Consider the following 20,635-nt stretch of genomic DNA (forward strand, 5'->3'; position numbering starts at 1 on the left):
AATACGTAATTATTTTTCAAAAACTGCGTTTTAGCATCTTTTAACTAAGTTATAGTACTTATTTTTACATAAAAATATAAGTACTATGAAAACTACAAACTCACTTTCGCAATCACACAAGATTTTATTTTTAAATACTTTGGCATTTACAATATGTTTTGCCTGCTGGACATTAAACGGGGTTTTAGTAACCTTTTTAGTCGATAACGGAATTTTCCACTGGAGCGTTGTTCAGGTTGGATGGCTTTTAGGTATTCCAATCTTAACGGGTTCTATCATGCGTCTTCCAATTGGAATCTTAACGGATAAATTTGGAGGCAAATATGTCTTTTCACTTTTACTGCTTCTAAGCTCCGTTCCGCTGTTTCTTCTTCCTTACGCTGACAGCTTTTTTATGTTCGCCTTACTGAGTTTCTTCTTCGGAATGGTAGGAACAAGTTTCGCGGTAGGAATCGGCTATACTTCCATTTGGTATCCAAAAGAATGGCAAGGACGCGCTTTAGGAATTTTCGGAATGGGAAATGCTGGCGCTGCTATTACAACCTTTTTAGCGCCTTCCCTATTAAATCATTTTTCGATTAATGATCCGCAAAATGGCTGGAAAATACTTCCTGTAATTTACGCTATTTCTCTTGTTGTAATTGGTATTGCCTTTTTGATTTTCACTCAAAATAAAAAACCAGAAAACAATACTAAAACCGTTTCTCAAATGCTAGTGCCGTTAAAATCTGCTCGTGTTTGGCGCTTTGGAGCCTATTACTTTCTGGTTTTCGGTTGTTTTGTGGCTTATTCACAATGGCTTTTGCCAAACTTTATGAACGTTTATCAAACCAGTTTGGTTATGGGCGGTTTATTTGCCACTATGTTCAGTTTGCCTTCTGGCGTAATTAGAGCTTTTGGAGGTTATTTATCGGATAAATTCGGTGCCCGAAAAGTGATGTATTGGGTTTTGGGTTCTTCTGTAATTTTAAGTGCCTTGTTGGCTATTCCGAAAATGGAAATTACAACTACCGGACCTGGAGTTTTGGCAACCAAAAAAGGTACTATCACGGCTGTTGCCAATGACAAAATCAAAATTGGTGAAACTGACTTTGCAGTTGCTCAGAAAAAAGAAAACAATGCCGAAAATGCCATCTTCCCAACTAAAACCTCGTGGCAGCAAGTAGTTGTTGCAGAAAATCAAACGGTAAAGAAAAAAGAACTTTTAGCAAAAGGAATCACAGTTATAAAATTTGATGCCAATATGTGGGTTTTCTTAGTTCTGGTAATCCTAATCGGAATTTCATGGGGAATTGGAAAAGCAGCAGTTTACAAACATATTCCGGAATATTTTCCAAATGAAGTAGGTGTTGTAGGCGGAATGGTTGGAATGATTGGCGGTTTAGGCGGTTTCTTTGGCCCGATTATCTTTGGTTATTTATTAACTGCAACCGGAATCTGGTCAAGTTCATGGATTTTTATACTGCTGTTCTCAACAGGCTGTTTAGTTTGGATGCATTATGCTATCACGAAAACAATCAAAGAGAAAAAACCTACACCGCAAAAAACAGCTGAACAGCAACAACTTATCGCTATTACAAATTGAGAAATTAAAAATTATATTTAACAATACTAGTAACGGCGCTATTTTCTTATAAATTTACGCCTGAAAAAATACCATCCATGAAACAAATCAGAATTATTATCCTGTTAATTTTAGGAACCAATGCCTTTGTACAAGCTCAGGAACTAGACGTAAATTTACAAATAAGACCGCGTTTTGAATATCGAAATGGCTATAAAACCTTACTGCCTTATGGTCAGGAAGGAACATCGCAAATTTCACAGCGTTCTCGTTTGAATTTCAACTATAAACAAGAAGATTTAATTGTAAAACTGACTTTACAAAACACGAGAACCTGGGGCGACGTTGTACCAGCTGCTCTTGCTGATAAAAATGGAATTGCAGTTTTTGAAGCTTGGGCACAATATAATTTCACAGAGAAATGGAGCGCCAGAATGGGACGCCAAGTACTTTCTTATGACAATCAGCGTATTTTAGGAGAACAAGACTGGGGACAACAGGCTCAAAGTCATGATGCCCTTACGGTTTCATTTCATACTGAAAAGCAAAAATTAGATTTTGGAGGCGCCTATAACTCTACTGCCGAAAATGTTGTACAGACACCTTATACAGTTGCCAGTTATAAAGCTTTGCAATATGCATGGTATCACAATCAATTCAATACTGATTTAGGTTTGAGCTTTTTACTCCTAAATACTGGCTATGAATATGCTAATGCCGATGCGAAATTATTAGTCGATTACAAACAAACTTTTGGACCTTATTTAACTTATAAAAAAGGTAAAATCGATACTAATTTTTGGGCATACGGACAAACTGGAAAAAGCACAGACAGAGAAGTAAGCGCATGGAATGCGGCGGCCAACTTCAACTATACTATCACTGAATCGTTTAAAGCGGGGCTTGGCTACGAGTTTTTATCCGGAAAAGCAACAAACGATGGAAGCACTGTGGTTAAATCATTCAACCCAATTTTTGGAACCAACCACGGTTTCAATGGTTATATGGATTATTTTTATGTTGCAAACCACTTAAACAGCGTTGGTTTGCAAGATGCTTTTATCAAATTGAATTACAATGTAAACAAATGGCAATTTGCTTTGATTCCGCATGCATTTTTAGCTGCAGCTGATGTAGTTACTCCGTTAAACGAAAAATTAGATTCGTATTTGGGAACTGAGATCGATGCTACTTTTGGTTATAATTTCAAAAAAGACATCACAGTTTCAGGTGGATACTCTCAAATGTTTGGTTCAAAAACGATGGAATTTATTAAAAACGGAGATGCAGATCATACCAATAATTGGGCTTGGTTAATGATTTCTGTAAATCCTAGAATTTTTAGCTGGAAAAAATAGTTTTTCTTCAAAATAAACTGACATATTTTACCCTTTTCCTATTTCTGAAAAAGGGTAATTTTTTTTAACATTCTGGAAGCCAATTATATGTTTTAATAGTTATATTTGAGGAGATTATGAACCCCAAATTCTATCTCATGAAACAATTCCTAAAACTATCTATGCTGACATTTATTGTCACGCAGACAGGCATCGCTCAAAAGTACAATGATGCCCTAATTTCAAAAAATTCCGAAATAAATTTTGCGAAAACGCAAAAAAGAGGAATTAAAAAAAACAACATAGTGTATTATGTTGAAAATGACTTACAAACAATATCGGCCTACAAAAGAAGCAAATTAAAATGGCAGACCAATGTAATTTCTATTTGCGGAAAACCAAAAAAAGGAGAAGCTGAAATTAGATATGTAGGTTATAATTCAGACAAACTGCTTATCGTGATGGGAAAGCATAATTTTGCTGAAATTGATATTAATAGCGGTGTAACAACACTTGTTGGTTAAGATTAGATACTAACCCATATTTAGCCTGAACCTTAGAATTTATTGATAAAAAAAAATAAGATTTTTTTGAAATCTAAAATTTATAAAATGCCCTTTTCTATTTTGGAAAAAGGGCATTTTTTTATTTATATCATCATTTTTATCCTGTTAATTTAGGTATATTTGATCAACAAAAAATCTGATTCTACATCTACAAAACCAAAAAAATGAATAAAATACTTTTACTTCTTATTGCCTCTTTTATATTTCCAAAATGCATTTCCCAAACATTAGAATCTAATAGAGAAAAAATAGAAACTGCAAAAACTGAATTAAAAGAAGCAAATAAAAATTTTAGTACTTGCATTGTAAAATCTGACTTGAAACTGTGCGTTGATGAATTAATCAAAAATGGTACAAATGAGTATAAAAAATATAGCATTGGCGGAGTTCTCTACGAAATTGACGCTGATCAATCTTTTAAACTTCACGAAGAAGCTTATTTATCCAATACCAATGATAAATATTTTCTTTTGGAATATGCAATTGAGCTTCATAGAAAAGGAAAATATACTGAAGCTGCAAAACTTTACGAAAGATACTCTGAAAACACACCAAAAGATGTAAGAGCATACGCCTGGCTAAGTGATTGTTATATTAATACTGGAGAAATAGAAAAATCACTTTTAAATTGGAGGAAAACAAACCACGCTGAAAATCATATATCAATTGACAATGCCATGTTCATCATTTACGGAAAAACAACGCAAATTAAAACCAGAAGTGATTTAAGATCTGAGATTGATAAAGGAAAAACTTCAAGTTTTTATCCATTACTATTTTTAGATAAAAACTGGGAAACAGATTGGTGGAATACCCATACACAGCAATATTTTTTGGATGAAGATATTAAACTAGCTCAGGCAAAACTAGGAGAAACAAATCCAGATTTTAAAATTATAAAAGCCTACTTTAAAATAAAAGAGCTTGAAGAAATAGGTCAATCAGAAGAAATTAAAAAAGTCCTGATCGAAAATAAAATTATTCTGGAAAATAATCCAATACCAGCTTTTGGCGAGTTTTCATCTGATTTATTGCGAATTTCTTTCGTCAATAAATTTCTAAATGAAAATGAATTTTACACAAAACGCGGCAATGAATTATTAGACCTTGCAAACAAAACAAAAGACAAGGATCTTCTAAACATATATGCTTATTTGCAAGCATCGGTTAACGGAACCGTGAATCCTGAAATAGATAAATTAGGATGGAAAGAATTTAAAGACGAGCGATTTGTACAAAGCTATTTTTCGGCTAAAGCCAATGATTTAAAATATAATGATATTGAGCTAAACGAAGCTTTAAAAGATTTCCCAAACTCATCCTATTTATTTTGGTTGAAAGCAAAATGTGCTAAATTGGAAAACAGACCTGTAAGACAAAATCTGATCGAACTGATAAAAAGAGAATTCAAAACATTTGGAACGGATCCGAATAAATACAGTTATAGACTTAAATCTTATATGGGTACTTTAGAGGTTGAAAAAACTTAAATAATAACCGAAATTCAGTATAAAAACTAGTAAAATGAAACTCATAGCCTGGAATTGCAACATGGCCTTCAGAAAAAAAGCAGCATACATTCTCGCTTATCATCCTGATATTGCCGTAATTCCTGAGTGTGAAAGTCCTGAAAAATTAAAATTTCCTAGCGAAATACAAACACCAACCGACATTTTTTGGTACGGAACCAATCCCCACAAAGGAGTTGGCGTTTTCTCTTATAGCGATTATCGGTTTCAATTATTAGATTGCCATAATCCCGATTTCAAAAATATTTTACCCATAGCCGTTACGGGCGGAAAAGTTGATTTTACGCTATTTGCTGTTTGGGCCAATAATCCAGCCGACAAAGATGGCGCTTACGTAACACAGGTTTGGAAAGCGATTAATTATTACGAAGATCTAATCAAAGAAACCAAAACCATTTTAATTGGCGATTTTAACAGCAATACGATTTGGGATAAACCCCGAAGAGAAGGAAATCATACTGCGGTCGTAAATAAATTAGCCGACAAAAACATTTTTAGTACCTATCACAAATACTTCAATCAAATTCAGGGCAAAGAAGAACATCCAACTTTATACATGTATCGTCACGAAAACAAGCCATATCATATGGATTATTGCTTTGCGTCAAATGATTTTATCGAAGTTTTAGAAAGCGTTGAAGTCGGAAATTATAAAGACTGGACTTCGTACAGCGACCACAAACCTCTAATAATTAAATTCAATATATAAACCATGAACAACTGGACCAAAAGATGGGACGACCGCTACAGCAGTGAAGAATTTGCATATGGCGAAGAACCTAACAATTACCTAAAAGAACAAATCGAAAAATTACAAGTCGGATCTATTTTATTTCCTGCCGAAGGCGAAGGACGAAATGCCATTTTTAGTGCAAAACTAGGCTGGAACGTTTCGGCTTTTGATATTAGTGAAGAAGGAAGAAACAAAGCTTTAAAACTCGCTGACGTCAATGATGTTTCAATTGATTATCAAGTTGGTGAATTAGAAACACTTGATTTTGAGGAAGGGCAATTTGATGCCATTGCTTTGATTTATGCCCATTTTCCAGCAGAAATTAAATCGGATATCCATAAACAGCTGGATCAATTATTACGCAAAAACGGTATTATTATTTTTGAGGCTTTCAGCAAAAAGCATTTAGAATATCTTGCTATAAATGATAAAGTTGGCGGACCAAAAGATATTGAATCGCTTTTTTCAATCGAAGAAATAAAAAGTGATTTCCCTAATTATGAAATCATCGAATTGGAAGAAAAAGAAATCGAACTGAACGAAGGTTTATTCCATAACGGAACTGGGTCTGTAATTCGATTTATTGGCAGGAAAAAATAAGTATTTGTACGTAATCATTTTAACACATAGAAACATAGCTTAACATTCTCTAAAAAGGCATTTCATTTGAGAAAACAAACATAGCTATGTGTAAAAATCTAGATTTTTAAGAGCATTTTTTTGAGCAGATTTAAAAATCCTATGTTTCTATGTGTTAGAAAACTTCAAAAATATTTATGCTCCATAATTTCAGAGCGTAATTCCTCAACATCCAAAATTCCAATTCGTTTTCCCACAGTTTTTATCAACGCTTCTTTTTTAAGACTTGAAATTACTCGAATAGCCTGTTCTTCTGTAGTTCCAGCAAAATCAGCAATTTCTTTTCGGGAAAGATCAATATCAATTAAACCATTGATTTGTCCGAATTTACGATGAATATAAAGCAATAAATCAACCACACGTTCACGGACATTCATATGCGCGATTTTCCGAATATTATTTTCGCTTTTATTCAGTTCTTCAGCATAAAACAACATTAAAGCATAGGTGAATTCTGGAATTTCTTTTAAAATTTCCAGCATCGTTTCGTTGCTGAAATTGCACAAAACGGTATCTTCTAATGCATAAGCGCCAATTAAATACTTTTTCCCAGTTCCAAATCCGCGAAAGCCGATAATATCGCCGTTTTTTGTCAAACGAACAATTTGTTCACGGCCATTAATTCCCGTTTTTACCGTTTTCGCTTTTCCTTTGCAGATAAAATAAAGTCCCTGCAAAGACGAACCTTCCACAATAAATTGATCCGTTTTTTTGCAGACTATATTCTGTTTCTTAGAAACATAAGTATTCATTTGCTCTAAATGCAAGTGTTTCTTGATAAAACAATTTTCATTGGCACAAGAATAACAAACGGTTTGCTCCTCTTTCATAAGTCCTGATTTTTATCGGATTAAAAAACTAATTTCTTGTTGCTCATTTCATTGCATCAAAAATAAAAAAATAAATTCAAAAAATAAGTATTTATACGTAAAAATACTTATTTTTGTATAAGTGATTTATCTAGATCGCAACAGATTCAGGAAATAGTATCTAAAAAAGAACTGTAATGCAAAATACCAAAATCAAAACTACCTGTTCATATTGCGGCGTTGGCTGTGGCATAATTGTAACCAACGATGCCAAAAATGGCGTTATGGTAGAAGGCGACAAAGATCATCCAGTAAATAAAGGAATGTTATGTTCTAAAGGAATGAATCTGCATTACGTAGTCAACGATACTTCTGACCGAATTTTATATCCTGAAATGCGTGGCAGTAAATCGTATCCGCTGGAACGCGTAAGCTGGGACACTGCCTTAGATCGCGCTGCAGCTGTTTTCTCTTCTATAATAAAAAAACACGGGCCAGACAGTGTTGGGTTTTATATTTCAGGCCAATGTTTAACCGAAGAATATTATCTAGTAAACAAACTGGTAAAAGGTTTTTTGAAAACCAATAATATCGATACCAATTCCAGACTCTGTATGAGTTCTGCTGTTGTAGGTTATAAAAAAACCTTTGGAGAAGATTCTGTCCCAATTGCTTACGATGACATCGAACTCGCCGACACATTTCTAATTACAGGCGCAAATCCAGCTTGGTGTCACCCTATTCTTTTCAGAAGAATCGAAAAACACAAAGAGAAAAACCCGAAAATAAAAATCATTTGCATTGATCCAAGACGAACAGATACAGCCGCTTTCGCCGACTTACATTTGCAAATTATTCCGGGTTCAGATATTATTTTATATCATGCCATTGCCAAACGCATTATCGAAAAAGGCTATGTTGATCATGATTTCGTTAAAAATAATGCAGAAAATTTCAAACAATATAAAGACTTAGTTTTAGGCACTTCTTTAGAAAAAGCGTCAAAACTTTGCGGTATTTCTGTAAATGACATTAAACTTGCCGCAGATATTATCGGAAAAGCAAAAGGTTTTATTTCGCTTTGGGCAATGGGATTAAATCAAAGTGCTGTAGGCGTTGATAAAAACACGGCATTACTTAATTTATCTTTATTAACCGGACAAATTGGAAAACCGGGATCTGGGCCATTTTCCTTAACGGGTCAGCCAAATGCTATGGGAGGTCGCGAAGTCGGTGGCATGGCAACACTTTTAGCCGCGCACAAAGACATTGCAAATCCTGAACATCGTAAAGAAGTTGCGGATTTTTGGGGGGTCGATGAAATCTCCGACAAACCGGGTTTAACCGCGACAGAAATGTTCGAAGCATTAGAATCAGGGAAAATGAAAGCGGTTTGGATTATCTGTACAAATCCTTTGGTCAGTCTGCCAGATTCCCGAAAAATTGAAAAAGCACTTCAAAATGCCAAATTTGTTGTCGTTCAGGATATTTCGCATAATGCCGATACAGCAAAATTTGCCGATTTACTTTTGCCCGCCGCAGGCTGGCTGGAGAAAGAAGGAACTATGACGAATTCTGAACGTCGTATTTCTTATTTGCCAAAAGGAATCAATGCGCCTGGAGAAGCGCTTCCAGATATTGAAATTTTAATTCGTTTTGCTCAAAAGATGAATTTTCATGGCTTCAATTTCAATAGTGCCGAAGAAATCTATAAAGAACATTGCGCACTTACCAAAGGCACAAATATTGACATTTCATTCTTAAATTATAATCGTTTAAAATCTGAAGGTACTTTTCAATGGCCTGTTCCAGATTATGGACATCCGGGAACGCCGAGATTATTTACCGACAAAAAATTCTATACGCCATCTGGAAAAGCAATTTTTAATTTGCCTGTTTCGATCGAAAATACATCGGTACAGCCAAATGCAGAATTCCCTTTCATTTTAACGACAGGAAGAATTCGTGATCAATGGCACACGATGACCAAAACCGGAAAAGTATCAAGATTATTAACGCATATTCCGAGTCCAGTTTTAGAAATAAATCCGATTGACGCCTATAAAAACGAAATTAAAAATGGGGATATCGTCACGGTTACAAGCAAAAATGGTGAAGTTCGCGTAAAAGCAAAAGTTACCGATTCTATTAAAGAAAAAGTCGTTTTCCTGCCGATGCATTGGGGAAAACAGCTTGAAAATGATTTAAATAGAACCAATAATTTAACCAATACCGTTGTTGATCCGGTTTCTAAAGAACCTGATTTTAAATACACCACCGTTTCGATTTCGAAATATGTAAAACCATTTCAAAAAATCGCGATTGTGGGTGCCGGTGCGGCTTCTTTCCGATTCATTCAAAACTACCGTGAATTCAATACAACAGATGAAATTATTGTTTTTTCGAATGAAGTAAATCCGTTTTACAATCGTGTGCTGCTTCCCGAATATATGACAGGAGAATTCACTTGGGAACAACTTTTAAAAATTAAAGACGGCGAAGCTTTCAGCAAACTAAAAATTACCATGAAAGCCGGAGTTGCAATTGATAAAATCGACACCAGCAAAAAGACAATAAAAGACAGCCAAGGTGAAATTCATACTTTTGATTCACTGATTATGGCCACCGGAAGCCGTCCTTTTGTGCCTGAAAACGCTCAGCTTCATCTTCCTGGCCGATTTACAGTTAGAAAAAAAGAAGACGCTGACCGACTTAAAAAACACTTAGACAGTACTAATCTTCCGCCTGAAGAGCAGCATGTTGTGATTATTGGCGGCGGATTACTCGGACTGGAATTGGCTGCCGCTTTAAAACATAAAAAAGTCAAAACAACTATTGTTCAGCGTGCTTCCCGTTTAATGGAACGTCAGCTGGACCGTGTTTCCAGCAAATTATTGGCCGAAGAAGTACAGCTTCGTGATATTCAGATTTATTTTGATAATGAGGTCAGTACCGTTTTTGAAACGGATCATCCAAATGAAATTGAAATCGCCTTGAAAAGCGGTAAAATCATTACTGCAAATGCGATTGTTTATACCATTGGCACAATTCCGAATATCGAAATTGCACGCGAAAGTGGTCTCGCCTGCGGACGTGGCGTAAAAGTCAATCAATATTTACAAACTTCAAATCCGGATATTTTTGCCATTGGTGAAATAGCCGAATTCAATAACAAATTATTCGGAATCACATCTGCTGCCGAAGAACAGGCCGATATTCTGGCCAATTTTTTAGCCGGAGATATCAGCAGTTATTACAAAGGTTCTATTTTGATGAATATCCTAAAACTAGAAGATATCAATCTTTGCAGCATTGGCGATATTGAAATTCCCGAAAATGACGACTCCTACGAAGAAATTGTTTTTGCCGATTTGAAAAAACGGTATTACAAAAAATGTATCGTAAAAGACGATCTTTTGGTTGGCGCAATCTTAATGGGCGATAAAAACGAATTTGCCGAATTCAAAACGATGATCGAAAGCAAAATCGAATTATCAGACAAACGAAATACGCTTTTAAGAGGAAGCTCAAACGCCAAACCTGTTTTAGGAAAATTGGTCTGCTCCTGCAGTCAGGTTGGTGCGGGAAATATAGAAGAAACCATTAAAAGCGGTATAAACGATTTTACCGATTTATGCAAAAACACCGGCGCAGGATTAGGATGTGGCAGCTGTAAGACAGAAGTTAAAGAGATATTAGCAAAGTGTAAATAGTTTCTTTTGTTTCATGTTTCATGTTTCATGTTTCATGTTTCAAGTTGTTGGAACGCGAAACCTGAAACTTGAAACAAAACAATGTCACCCTGAGCGAAGTCGAAGGGCTACACCTAAAGGGCTTCGACTTCGCTCAGCCTGACAAGCTCGAGAAAAACTTGAAACATGAAACATGAAACCTGAAACTTGAAACAAAAAAAAATGGAACTAACAAGATTAATAGTAAAAGGAGGCGTTATTTCGCCAGGAGAACTGCGAGAAGTAGTAAATATTGCTTTAGACGAAGGTCTAGATTCTATTTCTTTTGGTTCGAGACAGGATATTATTTTCCCGAAAGGCTTTAAATCTTTAGACAAAACAACTTTGGGCAAACATCATTTTGTTTATCCAGATCAAAAAAGCGGGAATAATATTGTTTCTTCCTATGTTTCGACAGATATTTTTAGAAATACCAATTGGCTAACTGGAAATAGGTTTTTATATGTTTTGGAAGAATTTAAAGAACAGCCAAAACTAAAAGTCAATATAACTGATCCAAAACAGCAATTAGTTCCTTTATTTACAGGACATTTAAATTTTATCGCTTCAGAGCACGAAGATTATTGGTACTTATATATTCGTCTTCCAAAATGGGAGAAAATGGAAGTTTATCCTGTTTTGATTTACAGCTGGGATTTAGCTAAAATTTATTACGAAATTGAAAAAATATCCGAAGATGAAGCTGTAGATATTGAACTGCTTTTCACGTTAGTAAGCGAAGCTCTAGACACCAATAACCGAACAATTGATAAACCGCTGCATATTCCGTTTTATCCTTTTCCGTATTACGAAGGAATGAACCGCTTGGGAATCGATCAATACTGGCTTGGACTTTATTGGCGAAACAATTTATATGATTTAGATTTTCTAAAAGAAATGTGCGATTTATGTTTCGAATGCAAAATCGGGAAAATTTGTATTACGCCTTGGAAATCATTCATCATCAAAGGAATTCCGAAAGATCGAAAACTCGAATGGGAAAAATTCTTAGGCAAACGAGGCATCAACGTTCGTCATTCCTTGTTGGAATTAAACTGGCATTTGCCCGTTGCAATGGAATGGGCGCTTAATCTTAAAACATTTTTGGTCCGCACGCTCGATCAATTCGACATCAGTACTTACGGGCTTAATTTCGGAATTTCAGAATACAACCGTGATGGGCATTATTTCACATCGATTGTCATCGAAAAAAACGAACTTCCAGCCGCATTAGAATCGATTAAAATCAGAGATACTTACAATGTGTTGTTTGCGAAGAATTTCGACCCAAATACACGTGAATACATTGTTCATTCACAAGACATTGACAAATTGGAACTGCCAACAATTTTAATTGAATTAAGCCGAAAATACTTCGACGAACTCGGAAATTCAACAGCAGAGACAACCGAAAACACACAGAAAAAAGAAAAACCACAATTAGACATTTATCAATGCCAAGAATGCTTAACACTTTATAAACCAGAGTATGGCGATGAAAGTCAAGGTATTCCAAAAGGCATTTTATTTACAGATTTAGACGAAAACTATTGCTGCTCTTTATGTGAAGCCCCAAAAAGCAATTTTAAGATTTTAGAAATTGTAAAGAACTAATAGTTTCATCATAATTTTAAGGAGCTGTTCCTGCTGTCCGCTGTATCTTTTATGGTGAACCCCACCATAAAAGGATGCCGCTCCCATCAGGGCTAGGACAGTCATTTTCATTAAAACTTATTTGAAATGTTTCAGGTTTCAGGTTTCAGATTTCAAGTTTCAAGTTTCAGGTTTAAAGTTGCACCATTAACAATTAACAATTCACAATTCACAATTACACCTCTTTTTTCCAAGTAGAATTGTTAAGAGATTTTACTTTTTTATTTTACCAAAAAACACAAATATTTAAATTTCAGTTGTTTAACGTTAAATTTTAACAGAAAACTTAACATTGGGAGACTTGTTTTATAATTATCTTTACTTAACTGTAAATTAACAATTTAGTTACATTGTTAATATTAATCTTCTTAAAAGCACTGAAAATATGGAAAACAAAACTGAAGAGACAAATCCAGAAAAAATCGATTCTCCAAAAACTGAAACCGCTCAACCTGTTGCTGAAACTGCAAAAGCTGAAAATACACCAGTAAAAAAAGCGCCAGTTCGTAAAGCTCCTGTAAAAGCAACAACAGCTGCAAAGCCAGTAGCAGCTAAAGCTCCTACTGCAACTGTCGCAAAAACTGCAACAACCTCGACTGTAAAAACACCTGCTAAAGCTGTTGTAAAAACTGCAGCTGCTACTTCGCCAAAACCAACTGTACGAAGAGCCCCAGCAAAAAAAGTCTTAACACCAGCTGCAAAGCCAGAAGACAAAACAGCAGTTACTGAATCAAAAGAAGAAAATACTAATCCAGCGGTTAAAACTGAAAAAGACAAAGCTGCTAAAAAAGCCAAAAAAGTGAAAGATAAAGAAAAGGAAAAAGAGAAAAAGAAATTAGCTAAGAAAAAAGATAAAGCTAAAAAAGACAAACAGAAAGAAAAAGCTAAAAAAGCAAAACAAAAAGCTGCTGCTAAGAAAAAAGAAAAAGCTAAAAAAGCAAAGGATAAAGCGAAAGCTAAGAAAATTGCTAAAAAGAAAGCAAAGTCTAAAAAGAAAGATAAAGCTAAAAAGAAAAAATAATAATTTGAAGAAGGTTTGACTTTTATAAAGTTGAACCTTTTTTTCATTCTAAGGAACGAAGAATGAAAAAACTATGCGGTTAAGGCTTCGACTTCGCTCAGCCTGACAATCGCCCTATCATCCTAAGCAATCCAAAGGCTTCGAAAGAAGATCGTATAGTAATGAGTCACAATTAACAATTAACAATTAACAATTAACAATTAACAATCAACAATCAACAATCAACAATTAACAATTAACAATTAACAATTAACAATTAACAATTAACAATTAACAATTAACTCCTACCCCCCAATCGCAATCATACTGCGATTATCAAAATGTTTTGCAGGGTCATCCATTTCATCAATCGTAACCATTCCAGCTCTCACTTTCTTTTTATTTTGAACAGCTTGAGAAATTAAATCCGTAATCGATTCGCCATTTCTAAAAGCCGTTAATATATCGGTTTCAGAATTAGAAAAAAGACAATTTTTAATTTTCCCGTCAGCCGTCAAACGGATTCGGTTACAGCTGTCACAAAACGGATTGGTAATCGAACTTATAATTCCGAAATCACCTTGAAAATCTTTTATTTTATAATTTCTCGAAGTAAAGTTTTTTTCCTCTTCCAGTTTTTGAATTTCTTCAGCGGAAAAAGCATTTCCGACTAGAGATAAAATCTCATTTTGTGAAACCATTTTACTTCTGTCCCATTCGTTTCCGGCAAACGGCATAAACTCAATGAAACGAACAGAAATGGGCAAAAACTGAGTCAGTTTTACAAAATCTACAATTTCGTTATCATTAAAACCTTTCATCAAAACTACATTCACTTTCACCTGAAAATCGTTATTCAAAAGCAAATGCAGATTACCTACAACCTTCTCAAACTGATTTCTGAGCGTCACAGAAGCGAATTTAGACGAAACTAAAGTATCTAAACTCAAATTGATTTTTTTGATTTTAAATTGTTTTAAAACATCAATGTGACGGTCAATTAAAATTCCGTTAGTAGTTATAGAAAGTGAAATATCTAAAGCGGCTAATTTTGCAACAATTTCTGGAAAATCTTTTCTCAGCAAAGGTTCTCCTCCAGTTAATCTAATTTTGTCAACACCATTTTGCACGAAAGTTTGAGCGATACCAAAAATCTCATCGGCCGTCATTAAACTGGCTTTTGGAGAAAGCGCAATTCCGTCGGCCGGCATGCAGTACGTACAACGCAGATTGCATTTTTCCAGCAACGAAATACGCAGGTAATTGTGTCTGCGCCCAAAACCGTCCGTCAAAATTGTGTTAGAGGCTGTCATGATTTTTACCTTTTAAAATATGAAAAACATGCATTACGTGCGGAAAAACAGCGTCCATTGATTCTCTTACACCATTTGTAGATCCTGGCAGCGCCAAAACCAAACTTTTGCCTAAAGTTCCAGCTACGCTTCTTGAAAGCATTGCGTACGGCATTCTCTGTTGCCCGTAATTACGAATGGCTTCTTCAATTCCCGGAATTCTGCTTTCTAAAATTGGTTCTAAAGCTTCTGGTGTAACATCTCTTGGTGACAAACCCGTTCCGCCAGTGAAAATCACTAATTGATGTTCTTTGGCGAAAGCCTTTGTTTTTTCTTGAATTACATCGAACTCATCTGGAATAACCTCATAATGAGAAGTTTCAACTCCATAAGAATCTAGTTTTTCTACAATTGTCTTTCCAGAATGATCTTCTTTATCGCCCGCAAAAACCGAATCAGAACAAACAAAAACCGCTGCTTTTATTGCATTCGGAAATTTATTTTTGAAAGAAGATTTTCCGCCTTCTTTATTGATTAATTTGATGGTTGAAATTTCGATTTCTTTATCAATTGGTTTCAGCATATCGTACATTGTCAATGCCACAATCGACGCACCATGCATAGCTTCCACCTCAACTCCAGTTTTGTAAACGGTTTTTACATTGAAAATTATCTGAATTTCTAATCCTTCAATTATATATTCAACCGAAGTAAATTCAATCGGAATTGGATGACAGTCCGGAATAGATAAATGCGTATTTTTTACCGCAAATAATCCAGCCGTTTTTGCCATTTCGAGCACATTTCCTTTTGGCACAAGATTATTTACCACAGCATCAATCGTTTCTTGTCTGCTGACTTTTACAATTGCAGTTGCAGTGGCTTTTCTTAAAGTGCTTATTTTATGCGTAATATCAACCATTTGTATTTTCTTTCCAGGTGAATGTATCGTTCTCAAACATTTCTTTGCCAAAAATCGGCACATCAGTTTTAATCCAGTTTACAATGGCTTCTGTTGCTTCATAAACTTGTTTGCGTCGCGTTGCCGAAACAAACACAAATAAACAGATTTCGCCAGCTTTTACTATGCCCAAACTATGATAAATGTGCATACAGGTTAAATCAAATTTAGCGAAAGCTTTTTCTCTAATTGCATACAAAGCTTCATTCGCCATATCGGTGTAAGCGGAATAATCAATCGCCACGACTGTATTATCGTGAATTACATCAGCACGAACTTGTCCTAAAAAAATATTGTGCGCCCCAATCGTATGTTTTGATTGATGTTTCGCAATCGATTCGGCTATAAATTCAGGAGCAATTGGCCCTTCTACAAATACATTTTTACTCATTTTTTTTATAATTTAACCAATTTCAGGCTATACATCTGTATCACTTATTTTCTTGCTTTCAACAACTTCAATTTTATCTTCAGAATGAATTTTAATACTATCTGAAAATAACAAATAAAAACCAGTAACCCATATTACTGCAAATGCAATAAATGCATACTTTACATTAAATTTAGCCCCCTTTTTCAAAAATAAGGGAATTAAACAAAAAGAAATGAATGAATTCCACATTATCGAAAATACTAAAACTCCAACAATAGAATTATTAATCCCTTTAATAATTATAGCTTCAGAACTATCGTCAGGATTAACAAATACAGCTATTTTCTTTGCATTTTCTAATTTAGAAAATAACGCAACATGCTCTTTTCCATTACCACCTGAATATCCAATGGCAATTTTATGTCCCAAAAATTCTTTGTTACCAATTTTATATTTATACCCAATTTTAACTTCATATGTGCCATCACCACCATCGCTGTCATTATCATAATCCAACTTTATATGCGCTACAGTGGCAGGAACTTTAGTCCAATCTCCTGTTTTTTGAGAATTATAAATATTATTTAAACTATAACCCAAAGTCCAAATACCAACTAATATAAATGGCAGAAAAAATACTCCAATACAACCATAACCTTTCATTTTAGTGACAATCCAAGTCTCGTTTTCTGTCATAAATTAATCTCGTCTACTAATGTTTATATTTATACTTTTATTTTTCCAACTAGTTGTTTCATTCCCAAAACACCGCCAACAATACTTTTTACATTTTTAAATTGATTCTTCTGAAGCAATTCTGTTGCGATTTTACTTCTGATTCCAGATTGACAGAAAACATAAATTGTTTGGTTTTTATCCAATTTTTCAATTTCATTTTCCAAATTCATTAACGGAATTTGGATTTGATTTTTCAAACTTATTTTTGGCAATTCGTCTTCATTTCTAACATCCAAAAATAAAGCTTCATCCTTATTTATTTCATTCAAAACAGATTCAAAACTTATTTCTTCAACCTGAGCTTTATTGTATTTTTCTTCGAATGTTTCTCTGCTAATGTTTTGAAAATCACTTTTATCAAAATCATATTTCTGCTGTTCATTGTTCAGAATAGTATAAACCAATATTTTTCCGCTTAAAACCGCTCCAATTCCGAGAATTATTTTCAAAACTTCATTGGCTTGAAACATACCAATAATTCCAACCGAAATTCCAATTACACCTGCATCTTCACAATTTAAAGCGTTCGAATTTTCGTCCGGATACAAACATCTGTACGTTGGTCCATTTTGATAATTAAAGACCGAAACTTGTCCTTGAAATCTAAAAATAGATCCGTAAACCATTGGTTTATTGGTTACCAGACAAGCATCATTTATTAAATATTTAATCGAAATATCATCTGTTGCATCGACAATAATATCATATTTTTCAAATAACGAAATGGCGTTTTTACCCGATAATTTTTCAGAAAAAGCTTCTACTTCAATTTCAGGATTTAATTCTGAAATCATCAATTTTGCTTCTTCAGCTTTCGATTTTCCAACAGCCGAAGTTTTGTAAATAACTTGTCTATGCAAATTTGAAATTTCGACAACATCATCATCTACAATTCCAATTTTACCAACTCCAGCCGAAGCCAAATAAGGCAGAATTGAAGCGCCCAAACCTCCGGCACCAATCACCAAAACTTTTGATTTTGATAATTTTTGCTGGCCTTCCGCTCCTATTTCGGGAAGTATGATTTGTCGGTTATATCGGTTATCTGAATTCATGTTTTTATCCTCCGGCAAATGGAGGCAATAAAGCTACAACATCGCTGGTCTGCAATTGATATTCTTTTGTTTTTGAAACTATTTTTTGATTTACTGCAACGCTGAAAGTCAACGATTCGAATGCATATTTTTCCTCTAAATCCTGCAATAATTTTTGCAGTGATACTTCAGAAAAAGATAACTTTTCGAATTCACATTTTGTTTTTTCAGCTACAGCTCCAAAATATTTAATCTCGATCATTTTTATAAATTTAAATTCTGAAAAATAAATTCGTCATCAAAATGCTCCCAAAAATATGCTGTCAGTTTTGATGTGTTTTTCACTACTTCGCCAATCACAATTATAGCCGGTGATGAAATATTATTTTCGGATACCAATTTAGTAATTGTGTTTATAGTTCCGATTACTTTTTGCTCGGAATTTTTGGTTCCGTTTTGAATTATGGCAATTGGCAGATCGTCATTTCTGTTTTGTTGATAAATAGAAATAATTTCTTCTAATTTATGCATTCCCATCAAAATAACCACCGTTGCCGCCGATTTAGAAGCCAAATGAATATCCTTCGATAGTTCATGATTCGAAGTTGTTCCGGTAATAACCCAAAAACTTTCGGCAATTTTGCGCTGTGTCAAACTGATTCCCGCAGCGGCCGGAACACCTAAAGCCGAAGAAATTCCTGGAACTACAGCAGTTTCTAAACCAAATTTTACAGCATAATCAATTTCTTCACTTCCCCTTCCAAAAACAAACGAATCACCGCCTTTTAAGCGCACTACATGTCCATAACGATTCGCCATAGAAACAATCAATTCGTTAATCTGATCTTGTGTATAGGCGTGACAGCCCAAACGTTTTCCAACAAAAACAATTTCAGCATTTGAGGCATATTCTAATAATTCTTCGTTAACCAGAGCATCGTATAAAACAACATCAGCGCTTTCTAAAGCTTTGATTGCCTTCAAAGTAATCAATTCAACATCGCCCGGACCTGCGCCTACAATAGTCAATTTTGGTGTTTTTAAATTTCGCATAGTCTTTACGTTAAATTGATATTCAAATCATTTAATTCGTCGGCCGAATTAATATTGGTTAAATAAAAGTTTTCACTTTCTTCTATATTTATAATCTGATGTGGCAGTTTGGCCAGCAGATCCATCATTTTTAATTCGTTTGAATCGATTGATTCTTTTATAATTGGAACAATTTTCTTTGAATAAATTCCGATCAGCGGATGCATTTTACTTTCAGAAGCAAAAACTGTAATTCCGGCTTCTTCTGTATGTTTTGAAATCAATTCCTGCAATAATTCGGTTGAAATCAAAGGAATATCACAGCTCAAAATCAAATTAAATTCGGTTTCAGAATGTGATAAAGCGGTGTAAATTCCGCCCAGCGGACCTTTATCTAAAATTAAATCTGGGATTTTCTCGTACTTCAAATAATCGTATTCTTTTGAAGCTGTAATCAGCTTTATTTTATCTGTAATAGGCAAAATCGCCTGAATGATATGTTCAATAAATGGTTTATCCTGAAACAGCACTAATCCTTTTTCAGACTGCATTCTGGAGCTTTTTCCTCCGCAAAGAATAAATACTGTTAGTGTTTCCATGACTTTTTTTGTTTCAGGTTTTTCTTTGTTTTAAGTTTCAAGTTTTGCCAATCTTTGTCATTTTTTTAACACATAGAAACATAGTTTTTCTTTGTGTTTAAAGGCGTTTCACTTCTATGAACAAACATAGCTATGTGTGATAACAAGTTATCTTTTAAATCTTTTTTTCAATATTGTCAAAAATCTATGTTTCTATGTGTTTAAAATTATTCTCGTTTTCAAGGAAAAATCAATTTAATGCTTGCCATTAAAATAACCGTTCCTAAAACCATTTTTAGAGTTCTATTTGAAAATTTCCCGCTTCCGTAAAATCCGCCTAACATTCCTCCCACAACTGCAATTGGCACTAAATAAAAACTTTCCATTGGGATTGCTTTTCCTGCTAAAAAGAATCCCAGCATTCCTGCAAATGAATTTACAAAAATGAACAAACTCGAAACTGCCGCCGATTCTTTAACCGATGCCCATCCTAAAAACAATAAAATCGGACTCAAAATTATTCCTCCGCCAATTCCAAGCATTCCAGATAACAATCCAATTGCGAAACCAATTAACAATGCAACTGGAAGATTGATTTTTACTTCTTCTTTCTCTTTAAAATTAAAGATTCCGAACAATCTTAACGCCGCGAAAACTAATACAACTCCCAAAACAATTTTATAAATCGCGTTGTCTAAAGTTATAAATCCGCCAATAAACGCTGCTGGAATCGATGCAATTGCAAACGGATAAAAGAGCTTTGGCTTGAAATAATTATTTCTATAATAAAATAAGAACGAAATACTCGAAACAAACAAATTCAACAGCAATGCCGATGGTTTCATTACCGAAATTGGAAAAGCAAAAATGCTCATTAAAGCCAAATATCCAGAGGCACCGCCATGACCAACACTCGAATATAAAAAGGCAATAACAATTAATGCAAAACTGAATAATAGTATGTTTTCGGAACTTAATAGGTTCATTGTTTTTTGTTTCAGGTTTTCTTTGTTTCAAGTTTCAAGTTAACAAGCTATATGTTTTTATTTATACACTGCTTTTCATC

20 protein-coding genes are annotated in these 20,635 nt (G+C 34.4%); 9 read left to right on the forward strand and 11 right to left on the reverse strand.

The annotated features are described in order from the left end of the window. The first annotated feature begins 85 nt into the window (after positions 1–85). The 6 genes from GKZ88_RS07550 (at position 86) to GKZ88_RS07575 (ending at position 6,329) form a co-directional block, all read left to right on the forward strand. Entirely contained in the window at positions 86–1,585 is a 1,500-nt protein-coding gene (locus GKZ88_RS07550; protein ID WP_155101770.1) for an MFS transporter, read from the forward strand. A 77-nt stretch (positions 1,586–1,662) separates the two neighbouring features. Beyond that, positions 1,663–2,922 (forward strand): alginate export family protein, encoded by a 1,260-nt coding sequence (locus tag GKZ88_RS07555; protein WP_155101771.1) that lies wholly within the window; start codon positions 1,663–1,665, stop codon positions 2,920–2,922. A gap of 137 nt (positions 2,923–3,059) precedes the next feature. After that, positions 3,060–3,425, forward strand: a complete 366-nt coding sequence (locus tag GKZ88_RS07560; RefSeq protein WP_155101772.1) for a hypothetical protein — start codon at positions 3,060–3,062, stop codon at positions 3,423–3,425. A 206-nt stretch (positions 3,426–3,631) separates the two neighbouring features. Beyond that, positions 3,632–4,957, forward strand: coding sequence for a tetratricopeptide repeat protein (locus GKZ88_RS07565; protein ID WP_155101773.1), 1,326 nt, complete (start codon positions 3,632–3,634; stop codon positions 4,955–4,957). Between the two features lie 34 nt (positions 4,958–4,991). Then, on the forward strand, positions 4,992–5,705 hold the full coding sequence (locus GKZ88_RS07570) for an endonuclease/exonuclease/phosphatase family protein (protein ID WP_155101774.1): 714 nt from the start codon (positions 4,992–4,994) through the stop codon (positions 5,703–5,705). 3 nt (positions 5,706–5,708) lie between these two features. Further along, entirely contained in the window at positions 5,709–6,329 is a 621-nt protein-coding gene (locus tag GKZ88_RS07575) for a class I SAM-dependent methyltransferase (protein ID WP_155101775.1), read from the forward strand. Positions 6,330–6,493: 164 nt separating this feature from the next. Here GKZ88_RS07575 and GKZ88_RS07580 read toward each other — a convergent pair whose 3' ends face one another. After that, positions 6,494–7,198 carry a Crp/Fnr family transcriptional regulator gene (locus tag GKZ88_RS07580; RefSeq protein ID WP_155101776.1) on the reverse strand — a complete coding sequence of 235 codons (705 nt, stop codon included), beginning with the start codon at positions 7,196–7,198 and terminating at the stop codon, positions 6,494–6,496. A gap of 176 nt (positions 7,199–7,374) precedes the next feature. Here GKZ88_RS07580 and GKZ88_RS07585 point away from each other — a divergent pair, with 176 nt between their 5' ends. Beyond that, positions 7,375–10,890 carry a nitrate reductase gene (locus GKZ88_RS07585; RefSeq protein ID WP_155101777.1) on the forward strand — a complete coding sequence of 1,172 codons (3,516 nt, stop codon included), beginning with the start codon at positions 7,375–7,377 and terminating at the stop codon, positions 10,888–10,890. Between the two features lie 201 nt (positions 10,891–11,091). Next, positions 11,092–12,522 carry a rubredoxin gene (locus GKZ88_RS07590; RefSeq protein WP_155101778.1) on the forward strand — a complete coding sequence of 477 codons (1,431 nt, stop codon included), beginning with the start codon at positions 11,092–11,094 and terminating at the stop codon, positions 12,520–12,522. Here GKZ88_RS07590 and GKZ88_RS22585 read toward each other — a convergent pair. Then, complete coding sequence (locus GKZ88_RS22585) at positions 12,502–12,633, reverse strand: hypothetical protein (protein ID WP_255474702.1); 132 nt, start codon at positions 12,631–12,633, stop codon at positions 12,502–12,504. The genes GKZ88_RS07590 and GKZ88_RS22585 overlap by 21 nt on opposite strands. Before the next feature lie 313 nt (positions 12,634–12,946). On the opposite strand from GKZ88_RS22585, the gene GKZ88_RS07595 reads away from it, so the two are divergent. Continuing rightward, the gene (locus GKZ88_RS07595) at positions 12,947–13,582 is read left to right on the forward strand and encodes a hypothetical protein (protein WP_155101779.1); all 636 of its coding nucleotides are present in this window, start codon (positions 12,947–12,949) and stop codon (positions 13,580–13,582) included. A 284-nt stretch (positions 13,583–13,866) separates the two neighbouring features. Here the strand turns inward: GKZ88_RS07595 and moaA are convergent, their stop codons facing one another. The 9 genes from moaA to GKZ88_RS07640 all read right to left on the reverse strand — a co-directional run bounded on the left by moaA (position 13,867) and on the right by GKZ88_RS07640 (position 20,555). Then, a complete protein-coding gene (gene moaA / locus GKZ88_RS07600; protein WP_155101780.1) occupies positions 13,867–14,874 on the reverse strand; it encodes a GTP 3',8-cyclase MoaA in 1,008 nt (335 codons plus the stop codon). Further along, positions 14,861–15,775 (reverse strand): bifunctional molybdenum cofactor biosynthesis protein MoaC/MoaB, encoded by a 915-nt coding sequence (gene moaCB / locus GKZ88_RS07605; RefSeq protein WP_155101781.1) that lies wholly within the window; start codon positions 15,773–15,775, stop codon positions 14,861–14,863. The genes moaA and moaCB overlap by 14 nt, the downstream gene beginning before the upstream one ends. Then, a complete protein-coding gene (locus GKZ88_RS07610; protein ID WP_155101782.1) occupies positions 15,768–16,205 on the reverse strand; it encodes a molybdenum cofactor biosynthesis protein MoaE in 438 nt (145 codons plus the stop codon). The genes moaCB and GKZ88_RS07610 overlap by 8 nt, the downstream gene beginning before the upstream one ends. Positions 16,206–16,232: 27 nt before the next feature. Further along, positions 16,233–16,883 (reverse strand): DUF3592 domain-containing protein, encoded by a 651-nt coding sequence (locus GKZ88_RS07615; RefSeq protein WP_155101783.1) that lies wholly within the window; start codon positions 16,881–16,883, stop codon positions 16,233–16,235. Positions 16,884–16,912: 29 nt separating this feature from the next. Next, positions 16,913–17,980: a HesA/MoeB/ThiF family protein gene (locus GKZ88_RS07620; protein WP_155101784.1), complete on the reverse strand. Its 1,068-nt coding sequence runs from the start codon at positions 17,978–17,980 to the stop codon at positions 16,913–16,915. Positions 17,981–17,984: 4 nt separating this feature from the next. Then, complete coding sequence (locus GKZ88_RS07625) at positions 17,985–18,221, reverse strand: MoaD/ThiS family protein (protein WP_155101785.1); 237 nt, start codon at positions 18,219–18,221, stop codon at positions 17,985–17,987. Between the two features lie 2 nt (positions 18,222–18,223). Next, positions 18,224–19,012 carry a uroporphyrinogen-III C-methyltransferase gene (cobA, locus tag GKZ88_RS07630; RefSeq protein WP_155101786.1) on the reverse strand — a complete coding sequence of 263 codons (789 nt, stop codon included), beginning with the start codon at positions 19,010–19,012 and terminating at the stop codon, positions 18,224–18,226. A 5-nt stretch (positions 19,013–19,017) separates the two neighbouring features. Beyond that, positions 19,018–19,590, reverse strand: a complete 573-nt coding sequence (locus GKZ88_RS07635; protein ID WP_155101787.1) for a molybdenum cofactor guanylyltransferase — start codon at positions 19,588–19,590, stop codon at positions 19,018–19,020. Between the two features lie 218 nt (positions 19,591–19,808). Then, positions 19,809–20,555 (reverse strand): sulfite exporter TauE/SafE family protein, encoded by a 747-nt coding sequence (locus tag GKZ88_RS07640; RefSeq protein ID WP_155101788.1) that lies wholly within the window; start codon positions 20,553–20,555, stop codon positions 19,809–19,811. Positions 20,556–20,635: the final 80 nt, after the last annotated feature.

The organism is Flavobacterium sp. LC2016-01, assembly GCF_009711135.1.
Taxonomy (GTDB): Bacteria; Bacteroidota; Bacteroidia; order Flavobacteriales; family Flavobacteriaceae; genus Flavobacterium.